Source organism: Mesorhizobium sp. AR10 (genome assembly GCF_024746795.1).
In the GTDB taxonomy this organism is placed as follows: Bacteria; Pseudomonadota; Alphaproteobacteria; order Rhizobiales; family Rhizobiaceae; genus Mesorhizobium.
Genome location: NZ_CP080524.1, coordinates 6,026,291 through 6,045,981, shown reverse-complemented (window position 1 = coordinate 6,045,981; position 19,691 = coordinate 6,026,291). Strand labels below are relative to the sequence as shown.

Here is a 19,691-nt window from a genome sequence, read left to right as displayed (position 1 = left end):
TGATGCGCATCATTCCCAAAGAAGTCGAAACGCTCTGGACGCTCTTCACTGCGCCAGCGGTCTGGGCCGGACATTTCCTCGTCTGCTACGCCCTGGCCGCCATCTGGTGCGCCAAGCGCGGTGACCTCGGCTTCGGTATCGTCCAGGCTGGCATCGCGGCCGCGACCCTCGCGGCGCTCGCCATGATCGTGTTATCCGGCTGGCTCGCCTGGCGGCAGTGGGGTTTCGGCACGCACGACCCGCCGCACGACGATCCAACCGCGAAGGACCGCACGCTCTTCCAGGGGTTTGCCACGCTTCTGCTTTCCGGCCTGAGCTTCGTCGCCGTGCTTTATGTGGCGCTGCCGTTGCTCTTCATCGGCGGATGCGCATCATGAGGATGGCAAGTCTGTTGCTCGGCCTCGTCACGCTCGCGCTGATCTGGGTAGGACCGCTGCTCGAAGCGTGGAGCGGCTCCTTCGCTGCCCACATGCTTGCCCACATGGGCGTCGTCGCCATCGCGGCGCCGCTGATCGCAATCGGTATTTCCAAGACGATACGCTCCGTGGCCACCGCCGCTCCCCTTCTCGCGTCCCTCGTCGAACTGATTGTCGTCTGGGGCTGGCATGCGCCGGCCGCGCGCCAGTGGGCCGAGACATCGACCATCGCCACCATACTCGAGCAGACATCCTTCCTTGGCGCGGGGTTATTCCTCTGGCTGACGTGCATCGCAGCTCGCGATTCCCATGCGCTTGCCCGCGACGCTGCCGGCGCCTTCGCGCTGCTCCTGACCTCCGTCCACATGACATTGCTTGGCGCGTTGCTCTCGCTCGCCCCACGGCCGCTCTATCGCCTCGGCGATGTGACTTGCTTCGGTCTCGTGCTCGGCGCCGGACAGGACCAGGCACTCGGCGGCGTCATCATGTTGATGATCGGCGCAGCCGTTTACCTTGCCGGAGGCGTATTCCTGCTTGCCAGGCTCCTGGGCGGCAAAACCGAGAGGGTGGCCGGCTGATGCACGTCAACTGGAAGCACCTTGCGATAGGCCTGGCGATCTTGCCGGTCGCAGTGCTTTTCGCGACCTGGATAGGCTTCTTCAACGTTGGCGCCTCGACCGGCCACTGGAAGGTCACCGAATGGTTCCTGCACTTCGCCATGCGCTCCGCCGTGCGAACATACGCACTCACAGTCGAGGTGCCGGACGAGCTGCCGCGCTACGCAATCCAGCCTGCCGCCGGCCATTTCGCGCGCGGCTGCGCCATCTGCCATGGCGCGCCCGGCGAACCGCGCTCGCCCGCTGTACATCTGATGCTGCCTCAGCCGCCGGACCTTGCCGGCAAGGTCGGCGAATGGACGGACGCCCAGCTCTTCCGCATCGTCAAGCACGGCGTGCGCTTCACCGGCATGCCGGCCTGGCCGACGCAACAGCGCGACGATGAGGTCTGGGCGATGGTTGCCTTCCTGCGCGAACTGCCGGCAATGGACGCGGCGCGGTGGCAGGATCTTGCCTATGGCAGAAGTGAACCGACGACAGGCCAGGCGCTGGATCTGGAACGTGCACTCGCCGAATGTGCGCGCTGCCACGGCGAGGACGGGCTCGGCCGCAGCCCGGCGACGCCTGTCTTGGCCTCCCAGCGCGAAACCTACCTTCTTGAAAGCTTAAGGGCCTACGCTGCCGGCCACCGCCAGAGCGGCGTCATGGGAATTCCTGCCACCGCTGTCGACCCTGCACTCCTCGCCGATCTCGCGCGGCATTTTTCCGCGCTGCCTGCGCCTGCAACGTCGACGCAATCGGACCGCGCTCGGATCGCGCGCGCCGATGAGATCGCGCGGCGCGGCATCCCGGAGCGCGACGTTCCGGCATGCCTGGGTTGCCACGGCCGCCCGGACCGCAACCCCATCTATCCGGAACTGTCAGGACAGCCCGCCGAATACATTGCGACCCAGCTCGAGCTCTTCCGCGAGGAAAAGCGCGGCGGCACGCGCTTCGCCCATCTGATGCGCAACGCTGCTGAAAACCTCTCGGACGAGGATATTGCCGCACTGGCAGCCTATTTCGCGCAAATGCCGCGTGCCGCCGCAACCGCAATGCCCTGATTGCGTTAGATCATTCTCACACTCTCTGCGGGAACATCCTATGCGAAAAATTCTGGGCGTTTTGCTCGTCCTTGTCGCCATCGTCGCAATCGCGGGGGCGGGCGTGTTCTTCTTCTCGCGCGAACAGGCCACCGTTCCGATCGAGCAGACCTACGGTCCAAACCCGACGCTCGCCGAACCCAATCCGACCTGGATACCCACGGTCCATGTTGCTGAGGCGACCCCTTGGCCCCAAGGCACGATGCCGACCGCTGCCCAAGGCTTCGCCGTCAACGAATTCGCCGGTGGCCTCGACCATCCGCGCTGGCTGCACGTGCTGCCCAATGGCGACGTGCTGGTCGCCGAAAGCAACGCTCCCCCCAAGCCTGACAAAGGGTTCTCCATTCGAGGCTGGTTCATGGGCCTGTTCCAGAGCCAGGCCGGCGCCGAGGTGCGGAGCGCCAACCGCATCTCGTTGTTACGCGACCGGGACGGCGACGGCGTTGCCGAGACCAGAAAGGCCTTCCTAACCGGCCTTTTTTCGCCCTTCGGCATGACGCTGCTGGACGGCAAGCTCTATGTCGCCAATGCCGACGCGATCGTCGCCTTCCCCTATCGGGATGGCGCCACTGAAATCACCACCCCGGCCGAGAAGATCGTCGACCTTCCGGCCGGCCGCAACCACCACTGGACCAAGGACGTCGTCGCCAGCCAGGATGGCGCGAAACTCTACGCCACAGTGGGCTCCAACTCCAACGTCGGCGAGAACGGCATGGAGGAGGAAGAGGGTCGCGCCGCCGTGCACGAGATCGACCTCGCGACGCGGCAGATGCGGCTAATTGCGTCGGGCCTGCGCAATCCGAACGGTCTCTCCTGGAACCCGGAGAGCGGGAATCTCTGGGTGGTTGTCAACGAGCGAGACGAGATCAGTAGCGATCTCGTTCCCGACTACATGACATCAGTCAAGGATGGCGCCTTCTACGGCTGGCCCTATAGCTATTTTGGCCAACACGTAGATGTTAGACCGCAGCCCCCGCGTCCGGACCTCGTCGGGAAGGCGATTGTGCCCGACTACGCGCTTGGGCCGCACACTGCATCGCTTGGCCTCGCCTTCAACACCGGCGACCTCTTTGGGCAGGAAATGAAGAACGGCGCCTTCATTGGCCAGCACGGTTCATGGAACCGCATGCCGCGAAGCGGCTACAAGGTGATCTTCGTGCCGTTTGCCAGCGGCAAGCCGTCAGGACCGCCGCAAGACATGCTCACCGGGTTTCTGAGCACCGACGACAAGGCGTTCGGCCGTCCGGTAGGCGTCGCCATTGACCGATCGGGCGCGTTGCTGATCGCGGATGATGTGGGGAACAAGATTTGGCGGGTTGTTCCGGCGGCCCAATAGGCTGCGGTCAACCCCCGGCGCTGGTTCGCCGTGGACATAGGCAAAAATGCAACGCTCGTCAGCCAGACCGCATCACACCCGGCTCTTCGGTGGGCGGGTCACTGACCACAGGTTGCATCGCGTCAGGATCCTCACGCAATAACTCGGAAAAATTTACGGTGGCGACCAGATATCCGGCTTCATCGTACACCTTGATAACTGACCCAGACTGATCGACGCCAGGACGAGCGCCCGCTACAAGCGCTGCATTTGCTTTTTCAACTGCACTTAGGCTTGCGAGATCGGCGCTGGCTAGCTCTTCTTCGATCGTCGTAATCTCACCGAACTGTATCGTTTCGAAGCGAAACTTTGGCATGATCACCTCCTGTTCCCATGCAATGCCGGCGAGAGAATTCAGTTCCGGAACGGATGTGCCGGATGTCATGGTAATGGGCGCTCTGGCGGTCACCGGCACAGCATTCGCACCCCTCGCATCGCTGATCCCCTACTATTGGTCAGACATCGTTCGCGCGCTACGCGGTGTCTCAGGCCGTAAGTCGCCGGCCGAAAGCTGTGGCGGACTTTTTCGCTGACGTCGGGCAATGTGGTTTGGAACAAGAGGGTTTTCTCGCCGTTAGGAGAGACCGTTTGCGATCAACGCAAACAGGGTCGCCCACGGGAGGATCATATGAGAATGCACCTTGCAACTGCAGCCGCCAGCTTGCTCGTTCTGATGGGGGTAGGCGCGGCCGTCGCCCAGGACGTCATTGTCCTACCTGAAGAGGATACCGTGACAGGGCGATTGCCAGGCCACGCAGGCTGGTGATGCCCGAGCGCTGAATGGATGCGATGACCGGAAGCACGGTCGGTCTGCCTCGTTGATCGATACCTGTCGGCCCTTAGCCGCAGCCTGCGCCGTATTGGTCGGGTTGCCGAGTTTGATACCTGTCGTCTTGCGAAGCGAGGGCGGCTTTTGTGCGCTCGGGGATCAACCGGCGCTCCTTCTCGGCCAGTGCCGCGTAGAAATGCAGCATGAATGGATCACCGTCGGCGCCGAGTTCGGCGACGATGAACGGCACGCGCTGGACCATAAGGCCGGCGATGAAGGCCACGTCTCGGGAGAGGCGATCGAGCTTGGCGACAACAACGGGGCAGCGGGCCTGGCGAGCGAGGGCAAGGGCGGCTGTCAGTTGAGGTCGTCGGTCGAGCGCGTCAGCGCCCTTTCCGGTTTCGACCTCAGTGAACGCGTGGAGGATGCTCATGCCTTCGGCTTCGGTAAAGCGTGCGACGGCAGCGCGCTGTGCTTCGATCCCAAGTCCCGAGCGACCCTAAAGCTGAGTTGAAACTCGATAGTAGGCGACTGCGCTCGTCATGTTGCTATTTCCGGGGGGTTCAAACTGCAAACCACCGTTTGCAGTTTGCTCACTCGGCGACGAAAGCCAAGTTCTTTCAAGACGATAGTCGGGACGCGCCGAGACCGTCGCGTGCATCCTGCCCAATATCAGGATTCGTTCGCGGAACTTTTGCGAGGCCGAGCCCTTCTCCATGCTCGACGAAGTGTCCCCGCGTGCACGCAATCCGGTCGGAGCGAAGAGTGACAGATTTATATCCAGCAGATCCAATTAGTCGTACACCCCCGTCTGGGCTGAGAGGGCAGGGCTTTGGCGGGCCTGAAGCAGCGAAGGCAATTGGCGAGTTGGACGTATTGGCCGCCCTACTTGATTCCCGCTGGCGCATTCCGGGAACTTCAATTCGTTTTGGGATGGATGCGTTGGTGGGCTTGGTCCCGGTCCTGGGGATGCAGCTACGGGCCTGGTTTCCGCTTATATTGTCTTGCGAGCCCGAGACTGCGGTGCCGGAAATGGCTTGGTCGCCCGCATGCTAGGGAACGTGTTGCTCGATACGGTGGTAGGGAGCGTTCCTATTCTCGGCTCAATCTTCGACGTATATTTTAAGGCGAACAATCGCAACATCAGACTGCTTCGCCGTCACCTATTGCGGTAAGCTCGTCGGCCCTTGGACCAAGCCAATCAAGCCTTGCAGCGTCCTCCTGATGAAGCCACTTCGATGTCGCGCAGGAGGTCGGGTTGAAGCGGACATTCAAATATCGTTCTGCCGTGCATCAGTCACGATAGGCATGTGATGGTCTGGCAGTTGCCTTTCTAGCAAGCGCCGCATCGCAAGGGCATTCTTTGGCGCAAAGCCCTCATAGTCGTTATTGAAATAGACCCACGCTCTGTTTGCGCCGCTGGCCCGGATTTTGTCGGCCCATTTGGTTAGCTCGTCTCTTGTGTAGTCGTGCCGATACCAGCGCTCGGGACCATGAAGTCGCACGTAGACATCATCGGCCGTCCGCACCAGGACATCCGGAAGGCGAGGGCCGCTGCATGAGCAAAAGATTGTACCTGTCTCACGAAAGGCCGAGTAAACAGTTTCGTTCCACCAACTGGCGTGACGAAACTCCACCACATTGCGCCGGGCCCGGTCGAGTTGGCCGAGAATGCCGTTCAGTCTCGCCTTTGTGAAATGGTAACTGGGCGGGAGCTGGAATAGAAAGCATCCCATTCGCTCACCGAGGATATCGGCGATCATCCCAAAATCCATCACAAGGGTCTTGGTGCCCTTGAACCTCTTGATGTGAGTGATCAGCTCGCACACCTTCACAGTATAGATGAAACTGCGACTACCCGGTTGCCGAACCCAGCCTTTGACATTTGCGACAGTTGGCCACGAATAAAAGGATGCATTTATTTCGACAGTATCGAATAGTGTCGCGTAGTGATTGAACCATTCGCCGGTGGGCAGATCCGTCGGATAAAACTGTCCCCGCCATTTCCAGTAAAACCACCCCGAGCAGCCGACATAGGCAGGTGCCTCCAAACAGGACACTGTATCGCCGGGCTCTGCTGTTGTACTGGCTAAGCGGGCAGTATGCATTTTGACGGCACGTCCAACGTTTTCAATTCGCTGCTTCTCTCTGCGCAGCCTACGCCGTTCACGGCGTTCATCAGGTCCAAGTTCTTTCCGTTGGATGGCTTGCGTACCCATGAAATAATCCTTCCGCCTAAACGCGGGCACAGCCGGATGGCTCCGTCATTGCGACCTTGGGCCGAATCTGACGATCCGCTAACGGTCTGATCCGCTCGAGGGAACTTCGCCGGCGCTCTGAAGTTCAGCCTCAGCCATCCTGGGAGGTGCTCATTGGCCGACCACGAAAAGAAATTGCAACGGCGCCGGCCAAAAATCGCCGGGAACCTCAAGTCGCCGGTGCTCAAAACATTGGCCCGAGTGGGAGCCACCTTGATAGGCGTCAGCCGGCACCGCAAGGTGAACGGGATGGCGTCCGAGCGAAGCATGACAACGTCTCAGCCCTTGATTACCGAGTGGCCGTTGTCGCCGGAAGCGACGCTTGGGTCGTCGGTTCGCACGAAAGGGATCGAACGCGAACTGCGCGCTCGCCTGCCGCGGGCAGTCCGCAAGCACGTAAAGGCTGAGACCGGTCGCATCGCATTGCGGATGCCAAAAGACGAAGGAGATGAGTTCAAAGCCGCCTCGGTCATTATATCCAAAACGCTGGAGGGCATCGAGGAGCTCCCCGTGCTTCCGCGAGAGGCAGAGGATGTGCTGACCATCTCGTCGCGTGAACGTCACAAGTGGCTCAAGGACGGTCGACTTCAAAACATAGGCACGCGCACTGTGAAGATGCGGGGCCGATCAAAGAAAGTCACCTTCCACGTGTTCGATCCGCGCCACATCGAGGACGTCCTGGATCGCGATCTCCCGACCGTCTGGCGAGAACAGGACGCGCATGAAGTTGCCGAAAACAGACGGCGCGGCGCCGGCAAGGCTGCGCTGACGCGCGCTGGAAAGGGCAAAGGTAGGGTCCGCGTGGTGAAGGGCGCCAGGCAGGCAGACGGCTCGCCGCCAAAGTTGGAGGGCTGGGACGCGTTCGAAGACGAGGGATTGCTTCGCTGACGCCGGCAGTTTCGGCGAGCCGCCGTGCGTTCGAAATAGCTCGTTGTGGCGGGCCGGCTTTCAACGCCCACGTGGCATCAATGCGGCAAACTCTTCGGGAACTCCCATCGTCTGGCAGCGTTTTTGCTCTGTCTGAAACGAAGAAGGATAGGTGCCATGACTGGAACCGTGTCGAAGGAAACTGGAAGCAGGTGAAGGGTAAGATCAAGGAACAGTGGGGCAAGCTCACCGATGATGATCTGGATCGTATCGCCGGCAAACGCGATCAGCTCGAAGGCAAAATCCAAGAGCGCTACGGGATCGAGAAGGACCGAGTTCAACGCGATATCGCCGACTGGTACGGCCGGCACGGCTGGTAAGAGACGCTGCCGAATTTTGATGGGCGCTGTAGCAACGGCGCGCTGCTTTTGGCCTGAAACTCGCTGGCGATCCGTGGAATGAGACACCCTGCGTTCGACCAATTGCCCGGCAAGGCGGAACCTGTTGGGCGTGAAACGTTGCCCGCCCGAACCAATTGCGGTTCAAGGAAAGGGGAATTGCCGTGGCACGACTGATTAAACGCTGAACCAACGTTCCGCGCATCCTGCACGGGCGCATAGCGCAGACTATGCGCCCGTGTCGGAGTTTGCTGCACCGACAGCCTTCGATTCCGGCGAGCTTTTGTGTCGATTGACAGCACGACCAGGAATGCCGTCGACATGAATTCCGACTGCCAATTCTGGAAAGACTCAAACCACAGCTTCGCATCGAGAAGATAGGGGCCAAGAGATTGGATCTGTCCGCCGTGGCGAAGAGCCTCCTCGTCTGCTGCTGCCAGGGACATCCACCAGTGGCAGGCGAAGGACACTATGAACAGTAGAGCCAAGGCTATGCCAAGCGAATAAGAATAGAGCCATGACAGCATTGGCATTAGTCGGCGCGTAGGCGACCCGAGCTTGTCGTCGGGCCTGTGGGGGTCATCGGGATCGCGGGACTCGGCCCAGCCGCGCTGAAAGAGCATCGCGGTCAGCATCACGTAGGCCGACATCTGCAGAAATTCGCTTTCCCAGTTTTCGAATAGTGCCGATAGGCGCCGGTATTCGATAGGGTAGCACTCCGACCGCTTGTGCGCCGTGATCCCGGAGTTCTTCATTGTGAGCCGCCAGCCTGACCAGATCATACCCAGCATACTGAACATGAACATCGCGCCCAAAGCGATGGTCAGCCCGTTGTCTCGGAAAAGACTCTCATATTCGTTTCCTCGCTAGGCCGCGTCGTGTCAGTTCTGGGACTTCATGAATTGTGACGGCCTCGACCTGCTCACTGAATTGCGCTCGGTAGAGTCCCATGAGGTCGTCATGGTCTGCTGAGCAGAACTACGAGCCAACAACCCGTAGCGTCCTTGCTGATAACGAGGTGCTGATCTGGGTAGTTACGCGCCTTTTCAGCTCAGCGGGGTGGATTGCCGCCATCGCTAGGCTCGCGCATGAAATCGCTGACCGCCGCCATCACAGCAAGGAAAGCGGCGGAGTACCTTGCGAAGCCAAACGCCTGCGCAGCCGCCACTTTCGCACCGTGCGAATGCTGTTTGATGAATTCGTCGGCCACGTCCTGAACCTCGCCCGCAGATTTCCCGAACAGCTCGCGTTCATTTGCTGTCGGCTGGAACGCCTGGCCGATAAAGTGACCCACCAGCAGTCCTCCGGCGGATCCTGCGAGCACCTTTGTCCGATCGAGGTTTGTAACGGTCTTGCGCGGCGGCGCAGGGTAACTGCAGGACGTCAATCTGTCAGTCGCGCATGTTGACTGGTGCGGAAGTAGGTATCGTTCCTACCGGCCGGGCGACAACAGCTATCTGTCTTACAGCGGGGAGCGACGTGACTGCATATCGCCTCTCCTTGCTGGCGCGGCAGAATCGCAGCCTCTCGACGAAAACGTTAGCTTCGTCAACTTCGCGTCGACGTCCGACCACGCCGCCGGGTATGTGAACGACCATCAGCAGTATTGCTTCAGCCGCTACCGTTCGTATCGGGCTGAGGACAACACCTACCAGCCTTTCTCGGGCGGGCCCCGCCGGCAGTGCCAATAGACGGACGCGTGCGGGTGAGCTTCCTAACCACAGCGGCGCAATCTGCCTCGCGGTGTATTTCTGCAGCCAGGCGACGCCGCTCATGAACGTCGTCGGCCACTCTTCGTTGTGGTAGGCAAGGGAACCGTTTCGGAAGCATGTTGTTTGCGCATGGGAACGACGTGCTTTTTGTTGACGCGGTGACCAATCAATGGGGGGATGCGGACTAGCGGTAAGTGGCTCAATGCTCGCGGTCTTTAGCGCCACTGGTTTGCAGGCGAACACAAGCGGCCGGCTTTGGGCGTTGCTGTCTCCTAACAGCCGTTGGACACTCCCCGTGCCATATTACCTATCTAGATCGGCCGCACCATCGTCGGCCAATTGTTTGCGGCTTTGCTATACATGCGATCGACCTTGTTCAGATCTTTGGCCGAGGGCTCCGGCGACCCCTCTCCCGCGATGGCTCGGCTGCCACGGCGCCTGCTTCTTCGAGTTCGGCAGGAGTCGGCATGGTAATGTGCGTGGGCAGGAGAGGGCTCGGCCAAGCAAGCTGGGGGCGCACTAGCGCGCTCGACGCCGATGTCCCTCAAGTGCCTCTCGAGGACCTGCCGCCACTGATTCACACAATCTGTGCCGTGGAGGAACCTCCTCCATACCGCAGCGTTCTGAATGGACTGACTACCCCTAAGGAGCGCGCATAGTCATGGGAAGCACAAGCGATAAAGCGGCCGGCCTTGCAAATCAGGCAGCCGGCAATGTGAAGCAGGGTGTTGGCAAGGCCGTTGGAAATGACAGGCTGAGAGCGGAGGGCGCATCTCAGGAAGCGAAGGGCAAAGTTCAGAAAGCTGTTGGCGATGTGAAGTCCGCGGTGAAAGATGCCACCAACAAGACGGCGGCAGCGATCAATAAGAAGCTCTGACGCGAGAAGGGCCGGCAGCACAACGTTGGCCCCGTTATCTGTCTGCGTGATGGCTGAGAGTTGGTTTCCACAGCACTGCTCCCCCTTTTTATCGCCGACCTGGCAACGGAGCCCGCTCACCGTCCGTGTGTTTTGCCTAATCTGATTGTGCGGAGCGCGAATAATGACCGACAATAAAAACGAGCGCGAAACCGGCGCGACTAAATATCCCGCTAGAACGGGGGCAGATCCTTCTGACCATTTTTCACAGGATGCCGCGAGGAACAAAAAACCCAAAGGCGGGATCGGTTTGACCAAGAAGGTCGGCGAGGTAAACGACAAGACGCACCAATCGGATGGCAGGAACCCTCCTGGGCGACCGTCTGACAGTTCGGACGATTGAGTCATGAACGTAGCGAACCTTCAGCTCGAAGGCCTCCTCATGGCGATCGCTTCAATCAACAACAGCTTGGTGCACAAAGGCATCCTGTCGATCGATGAAATCGACACTGCCCTTCGTAAGGCTGAGGCCTCTTTGGTAGGCGATGAGCGTCTTTACGAGGACATGTCTCCATCCAATCGTGACGCCGTCTGCTTTCCGATCCGGCTTTTGCAGCTTGCAAACAATTCGCAATCTGAAACGGAAGTACCACCGTTTTCGGAACTGGCAAAAATGGTTGGGCAGACCAAAGGGCTCTACAACGATCAAAAATAGCCGACTGACGCTCCCTGGGAATGCCGGGAGAGCCCCTGATTGTTGATCGTTAAGGTCGTTTGGTTCGAACGCGATGATCACGTTCCGGCAGACTCTGACCAGAGAGCCTTGCTCCCCGAAATCGGTCAGACGCCGCTACTAATTCGCAAGGGATATTCGGTCCCAGTTGTCGCGATTTGCCAGGGAAGAACAGCTGCTCATTTTCGTGCAAAAGCCCCGCCACCTTGCGGAAGCGGGGCTGGTTGTTCAAAGTCGGTTGGCGGTACGCTCGCGATCCCGGTCGACCTCATCCGAGCTATGATTTCCCGCGCCTGCGTCAAAACCGGTCCAACCTTCCGCCTCATAGTTCCTGCGGCGGTCGGCGACGTCTACCGAGCTAGAGTCCCCAAGAATTCTTTCGGCTTCTGCTACAAGGTTATCGTCGACTTTTGCGGTAACCAAGGTTCCACCTCGGCGCACGCCTTCGGCATATACATGGGCATCGGACTCTGAAACGCCCGAATCCGTTAGCGCACCGATAATCCCACCGGCCGCACCGCCAACGGCGGCACCAGCTACCGCGCCGGCCGCGGTGGCAGCCAGCCATCCGGCGGCCACGACAGGGCCAACGCCGGGAATGGCCATGATGCCCAGCCCCGTCAGCAACCCGCCAGCGCCGCCAACCAACGCGCCCAGGCCCGCACCGCCAGCGGCATCTTCCGCGGCTTTGGAAGTGTCGTTGTCGTACCAATCCCTGGAATTGTTGGCGACAATGCTGATATCCGAATGCAGAACGCCAGTCGCTTCGAGCTGGCCGACCGCGTTGGTGGCGTCGTCATAGTCATCGAATAGCCCAGTAACCGTTTTCATGTTTTCGATCTCCTTTTGGGTTTCAGTTCGTGCCGGCAACGACGTTGCCCTGGTAATCGAGCGCAACCGCCGTGCTCTTGCCGTCCTTGCTCGCCTTGCCGCGCCAGATGCCGTTGTCATCCTTGGTCAGCGCCGATACGTCGGAATAACCGGCGTCCTGGATGCGGCTTTTCGCCTGGTCTTCGGTAAAGCTGTTCGCGCCGGGGATTGGAGGGGTCGGATCTGGCTTATCCCCGACAGTGGCAGACGGCGTTGTTGAACTCGTCACCGACCCTGCGCCCGTCGTGGTCGCGATCTTTTCGATCATGTCCGTTATGCATCTTGAGGGTCGGCAAGGTCTCTTGCGCGAAGGACTTGAGCGTGGCGTTGTCGCCGTCCTTGGCGTACGCCTCGAACAAGCCGACCGCGTCAGTATGCGCGTTGCGCTGCATTTCGACGTAGGGCTGATCGAGCGGCGCCTTGGCCTGCTGGAGCTTGTCCAACTCGGCTTTGTGCTGGGCATCGAGCTCGCTGGGGACCTTTAGCTTTTGTTCGCCGGCTATCGATTCAAGCTTGGCGTTTGCCGCACCATGATCGTCCACCATTTTTTTCGCGAAGTCCTTGACGCTCTGGTCGGTGACCTTGTCCTGCGCGATCGTGCTGGAGTCCACTTCGAACATACCGCCGATCGCGGCCTTGTTGACGAACTCCTGCGCATCGTCTGCGGTGAAGGCTGGCGACGCAAAGCCAATAGCGGTAGCGGTGACCAGGCTGGCCACTAAGTGAAGTGTTTTCATCAGTTTGTCCTCGTTAATGCACGACTGTGCGATGAACGGGTAATCTCGGTGCGCGGGCTTTGTTCCGGCGGAAAAGCGATATAGCTGTTTGGCGATGCGGCTGCCCGAGCCGCCGGCAACGGGATTCATGTGTCAAAGGTTACGACAAGTTTTTCGCCCGAGACGCCCGCGCGGTTGCTCGCGATTCGGTTGGTGCGACGGTTGAGATCGGCGCTTGTGCTCAAGACCGAATGCGTAGGTCGCAATCGCTAGGTGGCAGGTCTGATTGATCGGTTTTTCCTGACCGAACCAAATCTCGCCCACCGCGTTGACTCGCGCGTTGCGTCATCAGCCGGGGCACTTTCATGAAAAAGGGCGAACTTTCCACCTATCGATCCAAGCGTGATTTCACGAAGACGAAAGAACCCAGCGGCGAGAGCTCTATCGCAAAATCGAACCGGCTTCGGTTTGTCATTCAAAAACACGCGGCCACGCGGCTGCACTACGATCTGCGTCTCGAACTCGGTGGTGTATTCAAGTCCTGGGCCGTCACCAAAGGTCCATCGCTGGATCCGCATGACAAACGCCTCGCCGTCGAAGTTGAAGACCACCCACTGGACTATGGTGACTTCGAAGGCACGATTCCCAAAGGTCAGTACGGTGGTGGGACAGTGCTGCTCTGGGATCGCGGTTATTGGCAGCCGGAGGGCTCCATGTCTCCTGAACAAGCTTTGGGGAAAGGCGATCTGAAGTTCACGCTCGACGGTAAGCGCCTGCATGGAAGTTTTGTCCTCGTGCGGATGAAGCATGACCGGAACGGCGGAAAGCGGACGAACTGGCTGCTGATCAAACACCGCGACAAATTCGCGACCGATAGCGAGGGCGACGCGGTGCTGGCACAGGACCGATCCGTGGCCTCCGGGCGGAGCATGGAAAAGATTGCCGCGGGAAAGGGAGCTGGACCGAAGCCGTTCATGATGCAAGGCTCAGCGGCCGCCGATGCTGATGCGGTGTGGGACAGCAATCGCGGCCATGCTGCAGACGAGCGCGCCGCCAAAACGGCAAAGCCAACTCCGCGCCCCAAAAGACCCGCTCGCGCCTCCGAAGCGAAGATGCCCGACTTCATCGCGCCGCAACTCTGTCAAACGCTATCCAGACCGCCTGCAGGTGGCAATTGGGTTCATGAGATCAAGTTCGATGGCTACCGCGTCCAGTTGCGTGTCGAAGATCGCGCAGTCACGCTGAAGACCCGCAAAGGCCTGGACTGGACGGAGAAATTTGGCGCCATCGCAAAGGAGGGTGCCAGCCTTCCAAACATTATCATCGATGGTGAGATCGTGGCGCTCGGCGAAAATGGTGCGCCGGATTTCGCAGCACTGCAAGCAGCCTTGTCGGAGCGAAGGACAAAGGACCTTGTCTTCTTTGCCTTTGATTTGTTGTTCGCGGACGGTGTCGATTTGCGTCAGCTGCGTCTCTCGGAACGCAAGGAACGATTGAGCGAAATGCTTGGTGAGGCCGATCTCGGAGATGCAAACCTCATTCGCTATGTCGAGCATTTCACGAACGGCGGTGAGGCGGTGTTGCACTCTGCATGCCGTCTCTCGCTGGAAGGTATTGTCTCCAAAAAGGCCGACGCCGTCTATGTATCGGGCAGGACCGATACCTGGACGAAATCAAAATGCCGTGCTGGACATGAGGTGGTGATCGGCGGCTGGTCGACCACCAACGGCAAGTTTCGGTCGTTGTTGGTCGGCGTCAATCGTGGAGAGCATTTCGCCTATATCGGCCGGGTCGGAACCGGATACAGCGAGGCAAAGGTCAGGCAGCTTCTGCCGAGGCTGAAGGAGCTGAAAGCTGCCAAATCGCCGTTTACCGGCGATGGCGCGCCGAAGAACGACTCGAGTGTCTTTTGGACCAAGCCGGAACTCGTTGCGGAAATCGAGTTCGCAGGATGGACCGGCGGCGGCAATGTCAGGCAGGCGGCCTTCAAAGGCTTGCGCGAAGACAAGCCGGCAGAAGACGTTGAAGCCGAGCGTCCTGCCGATCCCCGCGATACGCAAATTGCCGAACCGGCCAAGGTCAAAGCAAGGACCGGAAAGAGCCCGGTCATTATGGGCGTAATCATTTCCAAACCCGACAAGCCGCTCTGGCCCGATGCCGGCGATGGCGACCCGGTCACCAAACTCGACCTCGCGGAATACTTTGAGGCTGTCGGTTCATGGATGATCAAACATCTCAAGGGTCGCCCATGCTCTCTCGTACGAGCGCCCAATGGCTACGCCGGCGAGCAGTTCTTCCAACGCCATGCAATGCCGGGCACATCCAATCTGTTGGAGCTTGTGGAAGTTTTCGGGGATCATAAGCCCTATCTACAGATCGATCGCGTTGAGGGATTGGCGGCAATTGCACAAATAGGCGGCTTGGAACTACACCCCTGGAATTGCCAGCCAGACAACCCTGAAGTTCCTGGGCGACTTGTCTTTGACCTTGACCCTGGTCCTGAGGTTGCCTTTGCGGACGTGGTCGCAGCGGCCAAAGAAATGCGCGATCGCCTGGACGATCTGGGTTTGGTGAGCTTTTGCAAGACGACAGGCGGGAAAGGCTTGCACGTAGTCACACCATTGGCCGCCCAGCGCACTAAAACGACATGGCCAGAGGCTAAGGCCTTCGCGAAGGCGGTTTGCATGCAAATGGCCGGGGACCGACCAGATCTCTATCTGATCAACATGGCTAAGAAGCTGCGAACCTCACGGATATTTCTCGACTACTTGCGAAATGATCGTATGGCGACGGCCGTCGCTCCGCTGTCCCCCCGGGCTAGGCAAGGTGCAACTGTTTCCATGCCATTGACTTGGGGGCAGGTCAGAGCCGACCTCGATCCGAAGAAATTTACCGTTCGCACTGTGCCGGGCCTTTTGAAGAGGACAGTCGCGTGGGCGGACTACAATGAGGGCGAGCGGTCGATCAGCACGGCCATCAAACGGATGGGATCAGCGAAGCTTGCTGCATGAGAGCGAAAACGATGAAACCTGCGTTCGCAATTCCCTTGGACACCGCGCCAATGGAAGCAAAGGCTCAAGATGCGTTGCCGGGCGATGTTGGTCAGTGGCAATATGAACGCAAATGGGATGGGTTTCGATGCCTCGCCTTCAAAGCCGAAAATGTTGTGGAGTTGCGAGCAAAATCGGGGAAACCACTCGGCAGATATTTCCCTGAAATCGTTTCGATGTTGCGTGAACTGGCGGCGAAGGAATTCGTGGTCGACGGCGAGATCGTCATCGAAATCGAAGCCCTATTTTCGTTCGATGCGCTGCAGATGCGGCTGCACCCAGCAGCGAGCAGAATTCAAAAGCTCTCAATCGCTACACCTGCCAAGCTCATCTTGTTTGATATGTTGGCAAACTCCGAGGCCAGCCTCATCAACCAGCCATTTGCTGCGCGGCGAGCGGCTCTGGAATCGTTCGTTGAGGCTGCTGACCTCGACGACCTTGAGCTATCACGTTCCACCCAGGATTTGACCATAGCAATGAAATGGCTCAGCGAATCTGGGCAGGGTTCGACCGACGGAGTCATCGCTAAGCTTCTTGCCGATGAATACCGGCCTGGCGAGCGCGCCATGATCAAAGTTAAACGCTTGCGCACTGCGGATTGTGTCGTAGGAGGGTTTCGCTACCTGGAGAAGACTCGTGAGGTCGGATCGCTGTTGCTTGGCCTCTACAACGATCAGGGACAACTCGATCATGTGGGGTTCACCTCAACGATCGCTCGCGACGACAGGCCCGAGCTTACTCAGAAACTTGAGGCTTTGCGGGCGTCCCCTGGCTTTACCGGAAAAGCGCCTGGCGCCCCCAGTCGATGGAGCACGGAAAGAAGCGGACAATGGGAGCCACTACGCCCCGAACTCGTGGCGGAGGTGCGGTTCGATCACGTGACCGGGGATCGTTTTCGGCACGGCACGAAATTCATGCGATGGCGCCTCGACAAAAAGCCAGAGCAATGCACGTTCGAGCAGATTACAGAACAATGAGGCGCCCAACCATAATTGCGGTGCCCCAGAACCCTCTTCGACGACAAACGAGTTGCTCTAACTAAGTCTAAGCCCCGTCAGTCGTCACATCATTCTCTGCGGTTCATCGCTGCCGGCGAGCAAGTCAGTGGCCTACTGAGGTTGGAAGGCTTGCTGAGTGCACGGTGGGGCGGTGTTGCTCCACAGGCCGGCACGGTTGATCCTCGTTGGCAAGCTGCTCAACCGGATTGGTTTTGGATAACGCGGCATCCTGTCTCTGGAGATGTCCATTTCGGTGGACAGCGGTCCCGCAGGCGGCCAGAACCTGTTCAGAGGATCTTGCTGGTCAGTTCGACGACGATCAAAGCCTCCTGCGAGGCACCTTCCGGCAAATGCACCACACGCGAAACACGCAGACTCGTGGTGTCTCCGGCCATTGAAACGCTTTCACCTATCCGCGGAACGGCCTGAAACGTCACATCTTCAATAAACTGGTTCTCGTCGATGGTCACTCGACATTGGATAGTCATCATCGAAGTCTCCTAGTCAGATGTCTATGAACTAGCCGAACAGAATGATGTTCCGGCCACTGCGAAAGTTTCCACGCAAACTGCGCCAGGGAACCAAATGCTCTTGCCCGTGTTTCTTCCGGTTACAATTGCTAGGGGCCAGGGTGTCAGACGTAAATGTTGTAAGCCTGAGAGACGCGCGCCAATCCGCTGCGGAGGAGGTCGACTACAAGGATTTTTTTGAAAATGGCGGCATTGCGCTTCATGTCGTGGACGGTGAGGGGAAGATACTCCACGCCAACCAGGCCGAGCTCGATCTTCTGGGTTATGAGGCAGACGACTACATAGGACGCCAAATCGACGAGTTCTACGCCGATGCCGAAGTCATTCAGGACATTCTCGCGCGTCTCAATCGCAAGGAGAAGATCGACAAGCATCCAGCACGCCTGTGCGCATCGGATGGATCGATCAGGCATGTCGAGATCACATCAAGCGCTCATTTTGAAGGCGGAAAACTTGTGGGGACGCGCTGCTTCACCGTCGATGTGACCGAGCTGCAACGCACACGAGCCGAGCTTGTGCACCAGGATAACCAATTTCACCAAATCCTGGATAATCTGCCTGTCGCCGTCTACACGACCGACGAGGCGGGCACGATAACGTACTTCAACCCGGCTGCAGCAGAGTTCGCTGGTCGGACGCCGGAAATTGGCAAAGACAAGTGGTGCGTTACTTTCCGCCTGTTCAATCCTGACGGCTCGGAATTGCCTCACGATCAATGCCCGATGGCAATCGCCCTCAGAGAAAACCGTCCCGTCCGCAATCAGGAAGCCCTGGCACAACGTCCAGACGGAACGCTGTTTCCGTTCCAGCCCTTTCCAACCCCGATCCGGGACGAAAACGGCCAGTTGGTCGGCGCCGTTAACATGCTGGTGGACCTTACAGAGCGTGCGATTGCCGACGAGGCGAGGCAACACCTGTCAGCAATTGTAGAGTCATCCTTCGACGCCATCGTAAGCAAAAATCTGAACGGGATTATCAGCAGCTGGAACGGGGGCGCGGAGCGGCTTTTTGGATATACGGCCGAAGAGGCAATAGGCAATCCTGTAACCATGCTAATACCGGATGATCATCAGGATGAAGAACCTCGCATCCTTGATCGGATTAGGAGGGGCGAGCGGGTGGAAAGCTACGAAACCATCCGCCAACGCAAGGACGGAAGCCTAGTGCCCGTCTCGCTCACGGTGTCGCCGGTGCGCGGCACTGCGGGGCGCATCGTCGGCGCGTCAAAGATTGCCAGGGACATTTCCGTAGCAAAGGAGAGCGAGCACCGTATCCGCATGCTCATGCGCGAAGTCAACCACCGGGTGAAGAACCAATATTCGGTCATTCTTTCGATGATCCGAGAGACGAACAAGCGGTCCGAAAGTCCTGCGGAGTTTGAGCGACAAGTTCGCGAGCGCATAATGGCGCTTTCGCGTTCCCACGATCTCCTCGTGTCCGCTGACTGGAAGGGTGCTACCATTTTCGAGTTGTTGTTGGCGCAGTGCAAGCCATTCGGGAACGATGACCTGCTCTCGATGTCGGGACCGTCGATTACGCTGAGTCCTAACGCCGTTCAATATCTCGGCATCGCCTTTCATGAGCTTGCCACGAACTCCGCCAAATACGGCGTTCTGGCCGGTCACAGGGGCAAGATCACAGTGGCCTGGTGTGTCGTCAAGGTTGAAGGCCACCGGTTCATCAGGCTCACCTGGAGTGAAACAGACGGACCTAAGGTCCAATCCGTAGCCAACGGCGGGTTTGGAACCGTTGTGCTGAAACGCGTCGCTCCGCAGGCTCTAAGCGGGACAGGCGATCTCGAATATAGCGACCACGGTGTCATCTGGACCCTTGTGGCACCGCTGGCTTTTGTAGAAGCAAGCTTGAACGAGTTCATGTGACAGCCATGCGGCAAACCGCTTAATTCTTCTCCTTGGGTAGCAGCCGCTGGTTCTAGCGTGCCGGCGCTCCATTTGGCGTCCGATCTCAGGCCCGCCAACGATTGCGTCCCGCCACGGCAACGCGGCAAGCAAATTGTGTTTGACCCTGCTTCGGCGCCAGCGTCCTCCATCGATATTCTACGACATCAGTTCGTCCAGGATATCCAGCGCGGCGCTTAGTTTTCGCGGTTGAATCAGACGTTGCCTAAGTGCCGCTCGTCTAAAAGCATCAAATGCCACGGCCGGTTTGCAGATACCGTCTTTGGCTTCCGCAAGCAGCCGCACGGCTTCTGCATACTCGTTCGCCGTTTTATTCCGCCACTGCCTTGCAATCGCCGTTTCGGCATCAGCGAGTGAGGAAACAACCATCGTTGATCCGTCTACAAAGGTGAGGTCTACCGGCAGAAATCTGCTCATTTTCTTCTCCCTCGTAAGCCTATCGCTTGCTGGATTCGGCAATAACGAAGGTCAAACGATCTGGTTGCACGTCTGGGTGAGAACGATGGAAGAAGCGATCTTCTGCGT

20 protein-coding genes and 3 pseudogenes are annotated in these 19,691 nt (G+C 58.9%); 14 read left to right on the top strand and 9 right to left on the bottom strand.

From position 1 onward, the window contains the following. Nucleotides 1-2 precede the first annotated feature (2 nt). The 4 genes from LHFGNBLO_RS33020 to LHFGNBLO_RS33005 are packed head-to-tail and all read left to right on the top strand — an operon-like array spanning nucleotide 3 to nucleotide 3,451. A complete protein-coding gene (locus LHFGNBLO_RS33020) occupies nucleotides 3-377 on the top strand; it encodes a hypothetical protein (RefSeq protein WP_258604327.1) in 375 nt (124 codons plus the stop codon). Beyond that, a complete protein-coding gene (locus LHFGNBLO_RS33015) occupies nucleotides 374-994 on the top strand; it encodes a cytochrome c oxidase assembly protein (RefSeq protein WP_258604325.1) in 621 nt (206 codons plus the stop codon). Before LHFGNBLO_RS33020 ends, LHFGNBLO_RS33015 begins: the two co-directional genes overlap by 4 nt. Further along, nucleotides 994-2,076, top strand: a complete 1,083-nt coding sequence (locus tag LHFGNBLO_RS33010; RefSeq protein WP_258604324.1) for a c-type cytochrome — start codon at nucleotides 994-996, stop codon at nucleotides 2,074-2,076. The genes LHFGNBLO_RS33015 and LHFGNBLO_RS33010 overlap by 1 nt, the downstream gene beginning before the upstream one ends. Nucleotides 2,077-2,116: 40 nt before the next feature. After that, nucleotides 2,117-3,451: a PQQ-dependent sugar dehydrogenase gene (locus LHFGNBLO_RS33005; protein ID WP_258604322.1), complete on the top strand. Its 1,335-nt coding sequence runs from the start codon at nucleotides 2,117-2,119 to the stop codon at nucleotides 3,449-3,451. A 58-nt stretch (nucleotides 3,452-3,509) separates the two neighbouring features. Here the strand turns inward: LHFGNBLO_RS33005 and LHFGNBLO_RS33000 are convergent, their stop codons facing one another. Together LHFGNBLO_RS33000 and LHFGNBLO_RS33530 are read right to left on the bottom strand one after the other, a co-directional pair. Further along, on the bottom strand, nucleotides 3,510-3,875 hold the full coding sequence (locus tag LHFGNBLO_RS33000; RefSeq protein ID WP_258604320.1) for a hypothetical protein: 366 nt from the start codon (nucleotides 3,873-3,875) through the stop codon (nucleotides 3,510-3,512). Nucleotides 3,876-4,329: 454 nt separating this feature from the next. Then, entirely contained in the window at nucleotides 4,330-4,692 is a 363-nt protein-coding gene (locus LHFGNBLO_RS33530) for a recombinase family protein (protein ID WP_319944200.1), read from the bottom strand. Between the two features lie 20 nt (nucleotides 4,693-4,712). Here LHFGNBLO_RS33530 and LHFGNBLO_RS33525 point away from each other — a divergent pair. Then, nucleotides 4,713-5,434: pseudogene (locus tag LHFGNBLO_RS33525) on the top strand (DUF4112 domain-containing protein). Between the two features lie 96 nt (nucleotides 5,435-5,530). Here LHFGNBLO_RS33525 and LHFGNBLO_RS32980 read toward each other — a convergent pair. Further along, nucleotides 5,531-6,478, bottom strand: coding sequence for a DUF72 domain-containing protein (locus tag LHFGNBLO_RS32980; RefSeq protein ID WP_258604318.1), 948 nt, complete (start codon nucleotides 6,476-6,478; stop codon nucleotides 5,531-5,533). A gap of 288 nt (nucleotides 6,479-6,766) precedes the next feature. Here LHFGNBLO_RS32980 and LHFGNBLO_RS32975 point away from each other — a divergent pair, with 288 nt between their 5' ends. Both LHFGNBLO_RS32975 and LHFGNBLO_RS32970 read left to right on the top strand, forming a co-directional pair. Next, a complete protein-coding gene (locus LHFGNBLO_RS32975) occupies nucleotides 6,767-7,405 on the top strand; it encodes a hypothetical protein (protein ID WP_258610019.1) in 639 nt (212 codons plus the stop codon). Between the two features lie 128 nt (nucleotides 7,406-7,533). Beyond that, nucleotides 7,534-7,764 (top strand): CsbD family protein, encoded by a 231-nt coding sequence (locus LHFGNBLO_RS32970; protein ID WP_258610017.1) that lies wholly within the window; start codon nucleotides 7,534-7,536, stop codon nucleotides 7,762-7,764. Here LHFGNBLO_RS32970 and LHFGNBLO_RS32965 read toward each other — a convergent pair. Together LHFGNBLO_RS32965 and LHFGNBLO_RS32960 are read right to left on the bottom strand one after the other, a co-directional pair. After that, nucleotides 7,722-8,582, bottom strand: a complete 861-nt coding sequence (locus LHFGNBLO_RS32965; protein ID WP_319944199.1) for a DUF6766 family protein — start codon at nucleotides 8,580-8,582, stop codon at nucleotides 7,722-7,724. The two genes, LHFGNBLO_RS32970 and LHFGNBLO_RS32965, sit on opposite strands and share 43 nt — an antisense overlap. A 251-nt stretch (nucleotides 8,583-8,833) precedes the next feature. Next, nucleotides 8,834-9,076 carry a hypothetical protein gene (locus LHFGNBLO_RS32960; RefSeq protein ID WP_258604316.1) on the bottom strand — a complete coding sequence of 81 codons (243 nt, stop codon included), beginning with the start codon at nucleotides 9,074-9,076 and terminating at the stop codon, nucleotides 8,834-8,836. A 106-nt stretch (nucleotides 9,077-9,182) separates the two neighbouring features. Between LHFGNBLO_RS32960 and LHFGNBLO_RS32955 the strand changes: the two are divergent. From LHFGNBLO_RS32955 to LHFGNBLO_RS32940, 4 genes and pseudogenes are all read left to right on the top strand, one after another. Further along, nucleotides 9,183-9,473, top strand: a pseudogene (locus LHFGNBLO_RS32955) (BA14K family protein); the annotation flags it as partial. 682 nt (nucleotides 9,474-10,155) lie between these two features. Further along, nucleotides 10,156-10,371 (top strand): CsbD family protein, encoded by a 216-nt coding sequence (locus LHFGNBLO_RS32950; RefSeq protein ID WP_258604314.1) that lies wholly within the window; start codon nucleotides 10,156-10,158, stop codon nucleotides 10,369-10,371. A gap of 163 nt (nucleotides 10,372-10,534) precedes the next feature. After that, the gene (locus tag LHFGNBLO_RS32945; protein ID WP_258604313.1) at nucleotides 10,535-10,753 is read left to right on the top strand and encodes a hypothetical protein; all 219 of its coding nucleotides are present in this window, start codon (nucleotides 10,535-10,537) and stop codon (nucleotides 10,751-10,753) included. A gap of 3 nt (nucleotides 10,754-10,756) precedes the next feature. After that, nucleotides 10,757-11,065, top strand: a complete 309-nt coding sequence (locus LHFGNBLO_RS32940) for a hypothetical protein (RefSeq protein ID WP_258604312.1) — start codon at nucleotides 10,757-10,759, stop codon at nucleotides 11,063-11,065. 246 nt (nucleotides 11,066-11,311) lie between these two features. Here LHFGNBLO_RS32940 and LHFGNBLO_RS32935 read toward each other — a convergent pair whose 3' ends face one another. Both LHFGNBLO_RS32935 and LHFGNBLO_RS33740 read right to left on the bottom strand, forming a co-directional pair. After that, nucleotides 11,312-11,914 (bottom strand): hypothetical protein, encoded by a 603-nt coding sequence (locus tag LHFGNBLO_RS32935; protein ID WP_258610013.1) that lies wholly within the window; start codon nucleotides 11,912-11,914, stop codon nucleotides 11,312-11,314. Between the two features lie 22 nt (nucleotides 11,915-11,936). After that, a pseudogene (locus LHFGNBLO_RS33740) lies at nucleotides 11,937-12,690 on the bottom strand (DUF4142 domain-containing protein). A gap of 344 nt (nucleotides 12,691-13,034) precedes the next feature. On the opposite strand from LHFGNBLO_RS33740, the gene ligD reads away from it, so the two are divergent. Together ligD and LHFGNBLO_RS32920 are read left to right on the top strand one after the other, a co-directional pair. Further along, nucleotides 13,035-15,680 carry a DNA ligase D gene (gene ligD / locus LHFGNBLO_RS32925; protein ID WP_258604310.1) on the top strand — a complete coding sequence of 882 codons (2,646 nt, stop codon included), beginning with the start codon at nucleotides 13,035-13,037 and terminating at the stop codon, nucleotides 15,678-15,680. Between the two features lie 11 nt (nucleotides 15,681-15,691). Then, nucleotides 15,692-16,696, top strand: a complete 1,005-nt coding sequence (locus LHFGNBLO_RS32920) for an ATP-dependent DNA ligase (RefSeq protein ID WP_258604309.1) — start codon at nucleotides 15,692-15,694, stop codon at nucleotides 16,694-16,696. A 308-nt stretch (nucleotides 16,697-17,004) separates the two neighbouring features. Here the strand turns inward: LHFGNBLO_RS32920 and LHFGNBLO_RS32915 are convergent, their stop codons facing one another. Continuing rightward, nucleotides 17,005-17,208 (bottom strand): hypothetical protein, encoded by a 204-nt coding sequence (locus LHFGNBLO_RS32915; protein WP_258604308.1) that lies wholly within the window; start codon nucleotides 17,206-17,208, stop codon nucleotides 17,005-17,007. A 140-nt stretch (nucleotides 17,209-17,348) separates the two neighbouring features. On the opposite strand from LHFGNBLO_RS32915, the gene LHFGNBLO_RS32910 reads away from it, so the two are divergent. After that, nucleotides 17,349-19,127 (top strand): PAS domain S-box protein, encoded by a 1,779-nt coding sequence (locus LHFGNBLO_RS32910; RefSeq protein ID WP_258604306.1) that lies wholly within the window; start codon nucleotides 17,349-17,351, stop codon nucleotides 19,125-19,127. A gap of 177 nt (nucleotides 19,128-19,304) precedes the next feature. On the opposite strand, the gene LHFGNBLO_RS32905 is transcribed toward LHFGNBLO_RS32910, so the two are convergent. After that, the gene (locus LHFGNBLO_RS32905; RefSeq protein WP_258604305.1) at nucleotides 19,305-19,583 is read right to left on the bottom strand and encodes a DUF982 domain-containing protein; all 279 of its coding nucleotides are present in this window, start codon (nucleotides 19,581-19,583) and stop codon (nucleotides 19,305-19,307) included. Nucleotides 19,584-19,691 lie beyond the last annotated feature (108 nt).